Source organism: Pontibacter sp. CAU 1760 (genome assembly GCF_054482735.1).
In genome coordinates this window covers 10,881-25,409 of sequence record NZ_JBTLRL010000001.1, presented here as the reverse complement: position 1 = coordinate 25,409, position 14,529 = coordinate 10,881, and the positions used below count along the sequence as shown (strand labels likewise).

At 56.1% G+C, this 14,529-nt stretch carries 10 protein-coding genes and 1 pseudogene; 9 read left to right on the top strand and 2 right to left on the bottom strand.

Going from position 1 to position 14,529, the window contains the following annotated elements:
* The first annotated feature begins 27 nt into the window (after nt 1-27).
* From ACXYMU_RS00075 to ACXYMU_RS00035, 9 genes and pseudogenes are all read left to right on the top strand, one after another.
* Nucleotides 28-582 carry a hypothetical protein gene (locus tag ACXYMU_RS00075; protein WP_458984303.1) on the top strand — a complete coding sequence of 185 codons (555 nt, stop codon included), beginning with the start codon at nt 28-30 and terminating at the stop codon, nt 580-582.
* On the top strand, nt 575-1,468 hold the full coding sequence (locus tag ACXYMU_RS00070; protein WP_458984302.1) for a DUF58 domain-containing protein: 894 nt from the start codon (nt 575-577) through the stop codon (nt 1,466-1,468). Before ACXYMU_RS00075 ends, ACXYMU_RS00070 begins: the two co-directional genes overlap by 8 nt.
* Before the next feature lie 203 nt (nt 1,469-1,671).
* Nucleotides 1,672-3,177, top strand: a complete 1,506-nt coding sequence (locus ACXYMU_RS00065; RefSeq protein ID WP_458984301.1) for a BatA domain-containing protein — start codon at nt 1,672-1,674, stop codon at nt 3,175-3,177.
* Nucleotide 3,178: 1 nt separating this feature from the next.
* Entirely contained in the window at nt 3,179-5,365 is a 2,187-nt protein-coding gene (locus tag ACXYMU_RS00060; RefSeq protein WP_458984300.1) for a DUF4175 family protein, read from the top strand.
* Between the two features lie 23 nt (nt 5,366-5,388).
* A complete protein-coding gene (locus tag ACXYMU_RS00055) occupies nt 5,389-5,892 on the top strand; it encodes a DUF1905 domain-containing protein (RefSeq protein WP_458984299.1) in 504 nt (167 codons plus the stop codon).
* A gap of 12 nt (nt 5,893-5,904) precedes the next feature.
* On the top strand, nt 5,905-7,698 hold the full coding sequence (locus tag ACXYMU_RS00050; protein WP_458984298.1) for a hypothetical protein: 1,794 nt from the start codon (nt 5,905-5,907) through the stop codon (nt 7,696-7,698).
* A gap of 33 nt (nt 7,699-7,731) precedes the next feature.
* Entirely contained in the window at nt 7,732-8,502 is a 771-nt protein-coding gene (locus ACXYMU_RS00045; RefSeq protein ID WP_458984297.1) for a TonB-dependent receptor domain-containing protein, read from the top strand.
* Between the two features lie 90 nt (nt 8,503-8,592).
* A pseudogene (locus ACXYMU_RS00040) lies at nt 8,593-9,146 on the top strand (SDR family NAD(P)-dependent oxidoreductase).
* Nucleotides 9,116-9,349 carry an SDR family oxidoreductase gene (locus ACXYMU_RS00035; protein ID WP_458984296.1) on the top strand — a complete coding sequence of 78 codons (234 nt, stop codon included), beginning with the start codon at nt 9,116-9,118 and terminating at the stop codon, nt 9,347-9,349. Before ACXYMU_RS00040 ends, ACXYMU_RS00035 begins: the two are co-directional and overlap by 31 nt.
* A gap of 110 nt (nt 9,350-9,459) precedes the next feature.
* Here ACXYMU_RS00035 and ACXYMU_RS00030 read toward each other — a convergent pair whose 3' ends face one another.
* Complete coding sequence (locus ACXYMU_RS00030; RefSeq protein WP_458984295.1) at nt 9,460-10,419, bottom strand: PorP/SprF family type IX secretion system membrane protein; 960 nt, start codon at nt 10,417-10,419, stop codon at nt 9,460-9,462.
* Between the two features lie 4 nt (nt 10,420-10,423).
* Nucleotides 10,424-14,134 carry an Ig-like domain-containing protein gene (locus tag ACXYMU_RS00025; RefSeq protein ID WP_458984294.1) on the bottom strand — a complete coding sequence of 1,237 codons (3,711 nt, stop codon included), beginning with the start codon at nt 14,132-14,134 and terminating at the stop codon, nt 10,424-10,426.
* Nucleotides 14,135-14,529: the final 395 nt, after the last annotated feature.

Genomic DNA, 14,529 nt, shown 5'->3' with positions numbered 1-14,529 from the left:
CAGCTTAAACCATACAAGACAACGCGTATGCAGGAGGAAGCAGATGTAGTTAAAATTTCGGAGGAGCAGGCCAAAATCCTACGCAACATACTGGGGGAGCGGATCTACTTTTTTTATTCTGATAAGCTGCAGGTTGAGACGGCTGCGGAAGGCTATGTGTTCTGGGCAAACGGCTTTTCCGTGGCGCTGTCCACTATCAACCAGCCGCCCGGCAAATTCAGAACCTACATCAATATCAGCGCCGATTACCGCACCTGTCCCAAAGACGCCAGCACCTATTATGAGTTTGACGTGAACGTGAGCAGCGCGCCGCTCTGGCAGGAGGGCTCTTTGCAATTCGGCAAGCTCTCCAGTCTCAAGGTCTACTCCGACCCGATTCTGATGATTGAGATATACCAGAGCTACCCAAAGGGGGGCGAGAAGGGGCGGTTGCACGATTGCGCCTTACTGCTTTACTCCCAAAGCCAAAAATACTTGCTGCAGGCCAGGCAGGAGTTGGTAGGGGGAGTGAACATCCTGCTGGACGAGGCCCTCATCGACAGCCATATAAACCCTTTAAAGCTACGCAGCACCCTTGTCTAAAGAGAGATTCATACTGCCTGAAGTTTTAGCCACTATTAAGGACCTGCCGCTGCTAGCGCGCACTGTGGTGGAAGGTTTTATGGCGGGCCAGAACCAGAGCCTGCGGCGAGGCGCTGGGCTGGAGTTCAGTCAGTACCGCAGCTACCAGCCCGGCGACGACCTGCGGCAGCTCGACTGGAAGATGTTCGCCCGCTCCGACCGCTACTATATCCGCGAGGCCGAGGTAGACACCAACATCACGGTGCGGTTTGTGTTGGATGGCAGCGCCTCCATGGGCCACCAAGACGCAAATAGCCTGCGCAAGCTGGATTATGCCCGTTTTCTGGTGGCCTCGCTCGCTTACCTGGCATCCTCGCAAGGCGATGCAGTGGGCTTATACATTCTGAACGAGCGGCAGTTGGTAAACCTCACGCCTCGCTCCGACAACATGCACCTGCAGCGCTTCTGGCACCAACTCAGTCAGATAGAGCCGCAAGGGCAATTCCCTGACGCGCAGGCCGCCAACCAGCTGCTCGCCGACAGGCGCCAAAAGGAACTTACAGTTTTCTTAACCGACTTGTATGAGCAGGAGGACGAGATCACGAAACTGCTCCTCAGGCTAGGCACAAAGCGGCACGAGCTACTGCTGTTTCACCTGATGGCCCGCAACGAGTTGGATTTTGGCTATAGCGGCACCCTCACGTTCGAGGACCTGGAGACAGGGCAAACCATGCAGGTTAGCACCAACGAGCAGCGCAACCGTTACCTTGCCCAACTGCAGGAGTGGCTGCAGCAAACGGAGCGTGACATGCGCAACCGCCAGATCGCCTACGACCGGTTTGTGACGGATGAGCCGCTGGATAAAGCCCTAAGATCTTTCCTGCAGAAGCGCTTGTTGTTTGGTTGATAGTTGAATTGTTAATAAGATTTAAGCGATTTTGATATAACCTAAAGACAAATCCTCACCCTGCCTTCTTCAAAGGAGGATTTTTTCAGATAAATTATTCTAAACTATATTTTGAGTAATTACACCTGTGTAGAGTCCCCCATTGAAGGGGGTAGGGGAATGACAAGCGTTTCCATAACTAACTTCTAATTCATACTTCCGCCTTGACCTTTCTCGCACCCTATTGGCTTTTCTCGGCGTTCGCCCTCCTTATACCTATCGCCATTCACCTTTGGAACAAGCGCCAGGGCAAGACGGTGAAAGTAGGCAGTTTGCGCTGGCTGGAGGCCTCGGCGAGCAAGCGTTGGAGCAGTATCAAACTGAACAACGTCTGGCTATTGCTGCTGCGCTGCCTTATCCTGCTGCTGCTGGCAGTGGCACTGGCGCAACCTGTTATCATGCAGCAGCCACAAGCGCCCGATGCCCGGAAAGCCATATACATTGGCCCCGAGCTGCTGTATACCGCCGCAACACGCAGCCAGCTTGCCTCCACCATCGACACGCTGTTGCAGCGCGGCTTCCAACTTTATACCTATACCCCGGCCTTTACCGAAATCACACCGGAGCAATGGCATCAGCTGAATACCACCGCAACAGATTCCAGCACAGCGGGAAGTGCCAACTACTGGGCATTGCTCCCCACTCTTGCCGAAAGGCACCCACAACCGCAGGACAGCGTCTGGCTTTTTACCTCCGACCAGCAGCGCTACTTTGCAGGCTCACGTCCGGCCACCATACCCGAAAACATCCGCTGGCTGCCGCTTGCCATCGAAGCCACGTCTACCTGGTTGCAGGCGGCTGTCCATACCTCCCCCGATAGCCTGCTATTGGTGTTTGGGAATAGTACCCGCAATGGCACGACCTATAGCCGTCATGTTATACCTGTCACAGCAAAAAGCATCACCGTAAATAACCAACAACTGCCGCTGCAACACCTGAGCGACACGCTGCAAGCCGTACTTCCGGATAAAAGCAGTAGCCCTGTTCGAGTGCAGGCGAAGCCCTTGCAAGTAGCCCTTTTGGCGGATGCGGCACAACAGCCGGAACTGCGCTACCTGCAGGCCGCCCTTCGCGCTATCAGCAGCTACACCAGGTTGCCCATCCATACCATCACAGCACCGGATACCGCCTCCGACTGGGTATTCTGGCTCCGAAAGGAAAAAGTGCCGCAGCACTTGCAGCAGCGAGTGGCAACGCGAGGGCTGCGTTTGTGGGTACAGCCTGCAGCCAACCCTACCCGAAGTCATACTCGTTTGGCTAGCGCAACGGAGGTGATTCCTGTACACCAGACAAGCGCCATTGCCTCAGACGAGGCGCAACACCCTGTCTGGACTGCGGCGAACGGAGAGGCATTGCTCACGGTGCAGCCGCTTGGCAAGGGCCAATTATACCGTTTCCGGAGCGGGTTTGCCCCAGACTGGAGTGGCTTAGGCCAGAGCAGCCAGTTACCGGACCTGCTGTTGCCGCTGCTTTTCCCGCAGCCCTCGGCTGGCGCCCACGATATGCGGGCACTGGATGAAACGCAACTTATCCCAAGCCGCAAAGCAGCTTTGACCCAGCAAACATTATCGGACAGGCAACGCAGGTCGCTTTTGCCGTGGGTGGTATTAGCAGCTTTTCTCTTATTTTTGATGGAACGAGTTATCGCCGGCAGGCAGGCAAAAGTATAGTATGGCCCTCGAAGAAAGCACTCAGATTCTACACCGCATCCGCTGGCAATACCTGCAGGCGAAAGGGCTGCTGTATGCGTGGCAAGCGCTGGCGGCCATCACGGTGGGGGTAGCCCTACTGCTTAAGTGGCCGGCAGCAACTCCTGTGCTGGCCGCTGCCTTGGCTCTTATGCTGGTGGCTTTAGGCTATGTGGTGTGGCGCTGGAACAGCCTCCGGAAAACGAACCTGGAGCAGGTGGCCCGGCACCTCAACCGCCAGTACCCTGAGTTGGAAGAAAGCACCGCCCTTTTGCTCCGCCAACCCACTGACCTGAATCTGCTGGAGCACCTGCAGCAACAGAAAGTAGCCGCCACGCTGCAACAACTTCATCCGGAGAAAAAGAAAGTTTTCAGGCTAAACGGCACCGTTACCTATGTGGCAATGGGGGTGGCTTTGATTCTGGCTGCCGTTATTCTATACCTCCCCACGGCTTCGCTGGCAACTCCCGGAGAAGAGAAAAGCGTGCAGGTAGCATTTCCAGATGCCCCCGCCATACCCTCCGATACTGCCACCGTCATCGAAAAAACGGAGATTACCATCACGCCTCCGGCCTATACCGGCAAAAGCGCTTACAAAGCACAAAGCTCTAACCTCCGCATGGAGGAGGGCGCCACCGTCAGTTGGCAGATTCAGACGAACAAGCCTGCCAAGTCGCTGCAACTGGTGCTGAACGAAACACAGCCGACGGATTTTAAGGCCAAAGGCAACGTGCATACCCTGTCGCGCAGCTTCTCGGCACCAGCGGTATACCACCTCAACCTGAACGGCCAACAATCGGCCTTTTATACCATCGAGATCATACCGGACGAAGCACCCATGATTCAGGTGCAGCAACCCAAGCAGTACACCGAGATTCTGTTCGGGCAGCCGCAACGCGTAACCCTCCAGGCCCAACTCTCCGACGATTACGGCATCCGGGAGGCCAACATGGTTGCCACGGTGGCCAAGGGATCAGGCGAAGCGGTGAAGTTCAGAGAGGAGAAAATCAGCCTTGGCCTGAGGGGCAAACCACGTAATTTTGCGGTGAACAAGACGCTGGACCTGAAGCAACTGGGTATGACCTACGGCGACGAGCTTTACTTTTACGTGCAAGCCTGGGACACTCACCGCGGCTATACCCGCTCCGAAACATATTTTGTGCAGATCGAGGACACTACCATCGTGGAGGCGGATTTTGACATGTCGATGGGCGTGAACCCGGTGCCAGAGTACTTCCGGAGCCAGCGCCAGATCATCATCGACACCGAAAAACTCCTGAAAGAGCAGAAAAGCATCTCCCGTGCGGTTTTTGAGGAGCGCTCCAACAACATCGGGGTAGACCAGAAGCTCCTACGGCTACGTTATGGCAAGTTTCTGGGCGAGGAGGCTTCGTCGGGCATTGGGCCGGGAGGCGGCATTCCGGAGGGCGCAGAGGGCCACGAGGAGGCTGAACACAGCGCTGGCGACGGGCACGATCACCCTGAGTTTGCGAACCCTAACGATGCACAGGCGCTGCTCGACCCTTACCTGCACAAGCACGCCCAGGAGGGCGAGGCTACTTTTTTTGAGCCCGCTGTGAAGGCCAAGCTGAAAGGGTCACTGGCGCAGATGTGGGAAGCCGAGCTGCGATTGCGCACGCACCAGCCAAAAGAGGCGCTGCCGTTTGAGTACAAGGCCCTCCGGATGCTGAAGGAGGTGCAGCAGTCGCAAAGGGCGTATGTGGCCAAGACCGGCTTTGAGGCTCCGCCCTTGAAAGAGCCCGAACTGCGCCTGTCGGGGGAGCTAAATAAGATCACGCCACTGTCCGAAAGGCAATCCATCAAAACAGACATCAAATTACCCCATACCCGCGCGGCCCTGGCCTGGCTGCAAGGCTATAGGCAAACGGACAGGTATAAATCTTCGGACGCGCAACTACTGGAACGCGCAGGCCAGGAGTTAGCCCAGCAGGCGCTACGGGGTTCAGGAAAGCATTTACACGCGCTGCAGGACCTGCGCACGCTTATTTCAGACATCCGCAACAGCACAAGGCTTTGTGCCGCCTGCCTGACAACCGTGGAGAGGGCATGGGTAGCGCTGCTGCCTCCGGCTGAGCAGACGCCACAGCCGCAGCGCACACAGCGGAGCAAGTTGGCGCAAGAGTACCTGAAACAACTCCAAGCCAACTGACAAGCGACTCAAAAACCAAAGCGATGATTCGATTCCAAACCCATATTGGCCTGCTCTCGCACTTGCCCGGCATGCATTACCTGGAGATACCGCAAGCGGTGGTGCAGGAGCTCGGGGGCAAGCTTGCGCCGCGCCTGCTTTGCACCGTGAACGGCAGGCTGACGTTCCAGTGCGGCCTGATGGCGCTGGGGGAGGGCAAAGCCTATATCAGCATCAGCAAAAAGCGCATGCAGGAGATCGGTGTAAAACTGCATGATGCTGTAACTGTGGCATTGGAGAAAGACGACAGCCCCTACGGCACTGAAATGCCCGCGGAGATGGACGAACTGCTGCGCCAGGATGAGGAAGGTAACCGACGCTTTCTGCTGCTAAAACCGAGCGTGCAGCGCTACGTGCTCAACCATGTATCGGCGGTAAAAAGCCCGCAGCTCCGCGTGGACCGCGCCATAACGCTCATCGAGAACCTGAAAAAGCTGGCAGAGGGGAAAGAAGATTTCAGGGCCATGCTAGGCCTTCCACCACGATAACCACGATACCCTATGATGCAATCTACCTGGCTTTTGGCGATACCTGTGGTGCTGCTTCTGCTGTGGCTGGCCTGGCGACGGCCCAACCGGCAGCGCCTTGCCTTGCGCTTGCTGGCGAGCGCCGTGGCGGGCATTAGCCTGGTTGGGCTGGTTTTCCCGCCGTCCGTGCAACACGCCATCAGCCCCGGCACCGCCATCCTCTTAACCGAGGGGTATAATCCGGACACACTAAAGCACCTGCTCAATCAGGTAACAGCAGCCCCACAGGTTTACAGCTACCATACCGCGGCAAAAGATGCCACGCCGCTAGAAAGCCTGTACCTGCTGCGCCAGAAACAGCCCGGCCTCAGGCAGGTGCATGTACTGGGGTATGGCCTGCAGGAACCGGAACTTCAAGCGCTTGAGGGTATGCAGTTACGCGCTCATCTTCCCGATATGCCCACTGGAATAACGGCTGTGCACTGGCCGGAAAACGTTGTGTTGGGCGAGGCCGTGGAGGTAGCAGGGAGGTATAAAAATGAAGGCGATTCCAAAGTAAAGCTCTTCTTGCAGGCAGCAGGGCAGTCTCGGGATTCGGTGGAGGTGGTGGCAGACAGCACCGCTCGTTTCACGCTTGCTTATACCCCCAAAGTGGCGGGGAAATTCACTTATGCCCTCACAAGCAGGACAGGCGAGAAAACAGATACGCTCGGGTTGGTGCCCGTGCGGGTGCAGCCGGTGCAGGAATTAGGCGTGTTGCTGCTGGCCTCGTCGCCGCTGTTTGAATTTCGTTTTCTGAAAAACCACCTGGCAGGCTTGCAGCACCGGGTAGCCCTGCGCATAACCATCAGCAAAGACCTGCGCCAGCAGGAATGGCTGAACATGCCGCGCATCAACTTAGACCGCCTCACCCCAGCGCTTTTGCAAAAGTTTGATGTGGTGGTTACGGAGCCAGAGGCCTTGCAACAGTTAAGCGGTGGAGAGCGCAGCGCCCTGCAGCGCGCCGTTACCGATGAGGGCTTGGGCGTGCTGACGATAACGAATAATCCAACCGCAAACCGCAGCACAGCTTTGTTCAAGGACTTTCAAACTAAGAAGCTCTCGCAGCAGGACACCCGAAACACCCGAGCCTCCTGGGCCGGGAAGACTGCCGTGCCGGTGGTCGCGGCGCCCTATACCCTCCTGCCTGGTGCAGCCATAACAGGGTTCGTAACCGAATCGCAGGATAGGTTGCTGGCGGGCACTACGCGTGCCGGATGGGGCACGATCGCCCTCAGCCTGGTGCCGCAGACCTTTGCGTGGAAGCTGGAGGGGCAGGAGGAAGTATATGCCAGCTACTGGGCCAACTTACTGTCGGCGGTGGCCAGGCGGGAAGTGCAGGAAAAGTTCTGGCAGCTTGCGTCGCCGCAGGTTCCGCACCCGCATCAACCCCTGACGCTGACGCTCACCGATTATACCGCTGCTTCTATACCTCCCACGACTGTAACTAGCATGGCGGATTCCACTACCGTGTCTCTCCCGCTGGCGCAGCATCCATTCCAGCCAGCGCAGTTCAGCGGCACGTTCTGGCCTCGCCGCAACGGCTGGTACCAGGTAAAGGCCGAGGGCATGCCGCCCTACCAGTTTCTGGTGCAGGACTCCACCGACTGGCACTTCACAACGCTGCAAGCCCGGCGACAAGCCACGGAAGCCTTTCTGACCAGGCAATCAGTTGCCCCGGTTTCGGATGCAGCAATCGCCTATGAGGACAAACCGATATCCCTGCTCTGGTTCTTCGCGTTGTTCGTGCTGAGCAGCGGTTTTTTGTGGCTGGAGGAGAAGTTCTAAGGACTATGCAGCGTATACATCTCCTGCAGCGTTATGTTCGACTTTATACCACCTGCTTTGCCTTTACGGCAAAGGTTAAGCGAGCATTTCTACCTCGATGCCAATGCCTATTACAACATGTCCAGGAACTTCCTGAGCCCCGCGATCAACATCGCCTCGCAAGGCCGCACGGTTACCCACCGCGGCAGCACCCCAATGTCGGAGGTGATACCAGGAGCCCCGGACGCGGGCGCTGGCTTCCTGCTTACCTATGTTAACTTCGGAGAGGTAGATACATATGGCGCGGATTTGGGCTTAACATATGCTCCTACTCAGGCACTGAACTTTGTGGCGAACTATTCTTACTTTGGCTACAAGATCGATAAAGACGACCTGAACAACGACGGCAATAAGGATGGCAAAGTAAACCAGTTTGACTTGTCTATAAACGCTCCGGCAAACCGCTTCAGCTTGGCGGCCAATTACAGCCAGGGCAGGTTCTTCGGCTCAGTCTTCACACGCTGGGTGCAGGAATTTGATTTCTTCTCCGGAATCAACGTAGCCGCTGCCGCAGACGAGACACTGGGACTGAAGGAGAACGCCCGCTTCGGCAGAACCTGGAACTACGGTCCGCTGGGCGGTTTTACAAACGTGGATGTTAGCGCCGGCTATAGAATAAACAATCACTTTACAGCCGCAGCACAGGTAACCAACGTGTTTGATGCGCAGGTAAGAGAGTTTGTGGCATCACCTTTCATTGGCAGGTTATACTCTGTTGAGTTGAAGGTGAACATCCCTAGCTTCACAAAAAAGAAAGCAGAATAAGGTTAGGTTGATTAAAGGTTGAGGACCAAGCGCTTCGAAAGGGGTGCTTTGGCTTTTTAAAGCGAATTCGGAGCATCAAAAAACACTTACATGAAGCATGTATTGATAACCGGCGGCACCAGCGGCATTGGCCTCGCATTGGCTCGTGCCTTTGCCGCCGAAGGGTATAACCTGTTGCTCAACGGCCTGGAAAAAACTGGCCCGTAGCTAGCAGCAGCACTTGCACAGGAGCATGCTGTGAAAGTGATTTTCCCAGGAGCTGATCTGATGCAACCTACGCTGATACGGGAGATGGCACAGCAGGCTGAGCAGGAACTAGGGCATGTGGATGTGCTGATCAACAATGCCGGTATACAGTTTGTCGCGCCGGTAGAGGAGTTCCCGGAAGAGAAGTGGAATGCGATTAACCTGTCGTCCTCGTTCCATACCTCCAAAGCTATCTGGGGGGTATGAAGCAGCGGCGTTTCGGGCGCATCATCAACATCGCCTCGGCACATGCGCTGCGGGCATCCGAGTTCAAAGCGGCCTATGTGGCCGCCAAGCACGGTATTGTGGGGCTTACCAAAGTGCTGGCCCTGGAGGGAGCACCCTACAACATCACCTGCAATGCCATTTGCCTCGGCTACGTGAAAACCCGCTGGTAGAGGCGCAAATCGCGGGTCAGGCCAAGGCTCACAACATGTCCGTGGATGAGGTGATAGAGAAGGTGATGCTGAAGAAACAGGCCGTTAAGCAATTTGTAGACGTAGCGGGTATCGCCAAACTAGCGCTGCTCCTTGCCTCCGGTGCCACTGCCCAAATGACGGGTGCCTCGCTGCCGATAGATGGGGGCTGGTCGGTACAATGAAACTCCTGTATGGTAGACCTTACGGCAATCATAAACAGCATGGCCTTGAAAAAAACAGCGGCGGCACCTCCTGGGAGGTGCCGCCGCTGTTTTTCTGTTTATACGTTAGCCTACCATACCCATTGCGGGCAGATAATGCGGCGGTTGTTGAGTAGCTTGAAGCCCACGACTACCTCGTGCGTTCCGGCACTTACCCGGTTCAGGTTAGAGGTCGTGGCATCGTAGGAGTAGGAGATGTCCAGCAAGGGGCTCACATACACGCCCACCATGCCTACCAGCGCATCCTGGTGGCGGTACGAAGCGCCCACCCAAAACCGCTCATCGTACAGCACGCGTACGCTGGCGTCAATCGAGGCGGGACTAGGGTCCGCCAGTTTCAGCATCACAGACGGGATCACATCCAGCGTAGGTGTTGGCTCAAACCGGTAACTACCCGTCAGGAAGTAATGGCGCTGCAGGTCCAGCGAAGGCTCCCGGCTTTCGGCTGGCTGAAAACTCCCGGCATTCTCCAGTAACTGCGCACCGGCCACTCCCACCGAAAAGTTACGTGAATACAGCCACAGCCCCAGGTTCAGGTCGAAGACGTTGTTGTTGATGTTACCTCCGCCAATCAGCGGGTCGTTCGGGTTTGTGAACTCCAGTTCGGAGGAGTTCACGGAGTTCCGGATTAGGCCGGCCGCAGCGCCCGCCGACACATTGAGCGTAGTGGTGAGCGGCAGGTGGTAGGCATAAGACAAACTCGCGCCAGACCTGCGGAGCGGCCCGGTTTTGTCGGTATGGAATGAGGCGCCTATTCCGTGATGTGCCAAGGCCTTGTGGTATTTGTTGCCGGAGGCCCCCTTGTTCAGCGGCGTATGCGCCGTTACGTAAGACGTAACCGGGGCGCCATCCAAACCCATCCACTGCTGGCGGTGGCTTACCCGCACATCCGCGTAATCCTCGATCCCCGTAATGGCGGGGTTCAGCAGGAAATTGTTCAGCATGTACTGGCTGTACTGCGGTCGTTGCTGTGCCATCACCTGCAGGCCCAGCGTCACAAAAAAAGATATCAGTAGAAGCGGCTTCTTCATAAGATCAACGGATAATGGTCACATGTCCGGAAATAGGCTTCTCGGAACTGTTGAGGTAGATGATGTAGTAGTAGGTGGCCACTGGCAGCACCTCGCCGTTGTAGGTTCCGTCCCAAGGGGTGCCATACCCGGCTGAGGAGCTGAATACTTTGTTGCCCCAGCGGTTGAACACCTCCACCCGCATGTCGGGGTAGCTCTCGCGGTTCTCGATCTCCCATGTCTCGTTCACCTGGTCACGGTTCGGCGTGAAGGCATTCGGCACCTTGATGGCCGGTATAACCGTCACCGTTACTTCATCCGTTGCCGTACAGCCTTCCTTCGTCGTCACGGTAACGGTATAAGTGGTAGTTTCCTGCGGCGAGGCCACTGGCCGGGCCAACGTCGGGTTGTTAAGCCCGGTGGCCGGTTCCCACAAATAGGTTACGCCGCCGGTAGCGTGCAACTCCACGGTACGCCCCTGGATGATCGTCACATCATCGCCTGCACTCGCGACAGGTGCTACGATTGTAACGGTAGCCGGCGTGCGGGTAGCGCTGATACACTCGTTCGCGTTGACCGCCTGCACATAATAAGTGGTGTTCTGCTGCAAGGTTGGTGTAGTGAATGTCGGCCCCACGAAAACAGGCGTTCCTCCGGTGGCATCGGCATACCATTCAATGGTGTTGCCGTTGGCGTTCGTTACCTCCAGTTTCGCAGACCCACCTGGGCAAGCGGTGGCATCGCGCACGAGCAGCACGGGGTTGGCCGGCAATGGTGTAACCGTGATCTCAATCGCCTCAGATGCCCTGGTGCACCCCTCCGAGCTAACTACGCGCCTGAACCAGGTATTCTGCGTAAGCGTGGGAGACGTGTAGTTGATGCCGCTGTTAGTGCCCGCCGCCGGGTTAAAGCCTGCAGTTGGTCCACTGGTGCTGCTCTCCCAAAGATAGGTATAGGCTCCGGTGCCTCCCGTTGGGGTGCTGCCTCTAAAGGCCACTGTCGTTTGGTTGGCGCATACAGTAGGCTTGTCAGCGGTGATGCTGTTGTTCTTAATGCCCTCGTTCACCTCAATTCTTACCACCTCGCTAATGCTAGGCGTACAGTCGCCGGCCAAGACCTGGCGGCGGTAGTAAGTGGTTTGGGTGATGTTGCCGGGGGTATAGCTCTGGCCTGTGTTGGTTCCGGCTGCCGGTGCGAAACCGTTTGCCGGGCCAGTGGTGCTGCTCTCCCACAAGTAAGTGTAATTGCCGTTTCCACCTGTTGGGGCCGATCCTGTCAGGGCCTGCGGGGCTGTGCCCGTACATACCTCCTGGGCTTCCCCAATCACATTGTTCTCAATAGCCGGGAACACCGTGATTTTCACCGGCTCAGAATAAGCGGTACAGCCACCGGATGTAACCGCGCGGCGGAACCACGTTTCGGGCTGGGTTAAGGCGCCGGCAGGTATGGTATAGTTCTCCGCGTTATTGGCCCCAGGGGCAGCAACAAAGCCAGTGCCCGGTCCTGTCGTGCTGATTTCCCACAAATAAGTGTAAGGGGTACCGGCACCGCCTGTTGGCCGTGAGCCAACCAATGGCGCAGGGGTGTCGCCTTCGCAGATTTCCTGCGCCGGGCTGATCGTGTTTGCTGTTGCCGGAACCGGGTCCACTGCAATAATGGCGACCACATTGCTGGTATCGGCGTTGCAGCTACCCGAGGTGACCAGTCGCCTAAACCATGTGTTGGTGGTAACGGGCGCAGTAGGGGTATAGTCGATGTTATTGTTTACGCCGGGGGCCGCCGCGAATCCAGCGCTTGGACCGGTGGTGCTTAGCTCCCAGGTATAGCTGTAGGGTACGCTGGTGTCTCCGCCCGTCGGCGTGCTGCCAGTCAGCTTGGCCGGGGTTTCGCCTTTGCAGAGGTTGCGTATCTCATCTCCTTCAATGGTGTTGTTGGCCACGCCCGGCACTACTTTTATCGGGATCTGGGTCTTGGGCCCGACGCAAACAACGCCATTGGCTGTGTCCACGGCCGCCACAAAATAATTGATGTCGGCAGTGAGCGTTGGCGTGGTGAAGGATGGCCCTGTGGCAAGTGGGGGAGCAGTCGCCAGATCCGAATCAAACCAGGCATAAATTGGCCCCGGCCCCGAAGGCGTGAGCGTCACTGTCTCGCCGGAGCATACTGGGCCCGGCGCCTGTATGGTAGGCTTGGCGGGCTGCTGCAGGATCACCACTTCCTGGGTAGGCGCCGGTTGCCCCTGGTAAATCGCGTTAGAGCTTCCGCACTCGTTTATGGCCTCTACCGCTACCGTATACCTGCCGGGCCTCGTGAAGTCATACTTGTACTGAAAGGTGTCGGAGTTGAAAGTCCGGGTTTCGCTGGTAGGGCCTGTAATGGTAATCTGCACGGTAACGTTCTCGCCCAGGTTCTTGTCGATAGACAGCCCCGCACCGCCCGGCGAACCACCGCCTGCGCCACTGCTGCTATAGTCGATGGTAGTAGGGCCGCAGCTTGTGATGCTGGCAGGAATCTGGACCTGCGGCCAGCCTACCACCACGCTCTGCGAGGTAGTGTCGGTGCCACAACCGTTTTCAACCACCAGCTGAATGGTATACACGCCAGACTCACTAAAGATGAAGACAGGGTCCGGGGCATCCAGCGCACCCGACTGCAGAGTATAGTTCTGGTCTGGCTGTACAGACCACATGTATTTCAGGTTACCACCCGAGGAGCTGTCCGTGGGCGTCACCACCACCGGTACACATGGCGGCATCTGGGTTTCCTCCAGCCGCTCTTTGTTATCTATCGTGAAATTGGCTTTCGGCTCCTGGCTGAACTTAAAAACCTGGGTGAACACCGCCTCGCAGCCGTTTCTGTTTACCGCCCGGATGGTTATCGGGTAGTTGCCAAGGGTATCGTAAGGATTAGGATTTTTGACCGGGAACTGATTGCCTAAATAGCTTTTCTCCCCTTTCCCATCCCCAAAATCTATGAAGTAGCGGGAGATGTCACCAAGGTAAGGGGCTTTGGTCGTGTTGTTGATGGTGGCAAAAATGGTCGTATCGCCGGGCGCCACAGAATCGGGCAGGCAAACCTGGAAGTCACTTTCCTCTGTGAACGAAACCACGGGCTTCTGCTTCACGCTGATCGTGCGCGACACGGTTTCGGAAGCACACCCCTCGCGGTTTACCCCAAATACCTGCACTACAAAAGAGGCTGTTCCGGTACCTGTGGAGTCGTAGGTTTGGGTAATGGGCGCTGTCCCGGTTGTAGAGGCTGTGTTGCTGTTCCCGAAGTCCCATACATAGATCACATCCGGGTCTCCGTTTGGTACATTGAAGCTCAGCGTGGTGCCCGAGCAGACATTCCCGCTTGGCGTTACACTGAGTGTGGGCCGACCGGGCGTAGGGCTTTGCACTACCTCAAACTGGCCAGAGGTTGTTGTGCCAGGGCAACTTGCGCCTGTCACTGCAACGGTATAGGTACCTGCGACATTCGTTGTATAGCTCGCAGAAGTAGCCCCTGCAATTGCACCTCCGTTCAGAAACCACTGATGAGAGTCAGGGGCAAAATTTGCGCCGGGTTTAGCGTTCAGGGTGATGGTTTCTCCCTGGCAGATGTTAGAAGCTTGTGCCGACTCGATGGATACGGTACATGAAACCTTGGTTTGGGCGTTTACCTGTCCCACACTCATAAACAGAAAGCACAGCAGCAGCCAGCAGATGGAGAAGTGCTTTTGTATAGAAAGGTGCATTCAATCGGAATTAAGGGTGAACTATAAGCTTCGCGTCTCCGCTAAAATACGATAATTATATGTAAATAAGATTTAGTCAGCATCTTACCCAGGTATGATTGATGTGCCTGGTGGTTGAGTACAAAACACTCAACTGAATAATAGGTTTTTATGGCAGAGGCAATTTCACCTTATAACTCTATTGCCAAACCCTTTAAAAGGTTACAAATCAACTTTATATTTTATCAGGCTTACATATTCAACGTATTGAGGCTTTGCAAATTGCATCGAATAAAGAGTCTCCTAAACTAATTATGATGGCAGGCACGCTGCATCTTCCAACTATCCCAAATTCCGAATTTGCAAAACGCACCCAACAGCATAAAAAAAAGAGCCTTGCCGCATTACGGTAAGGC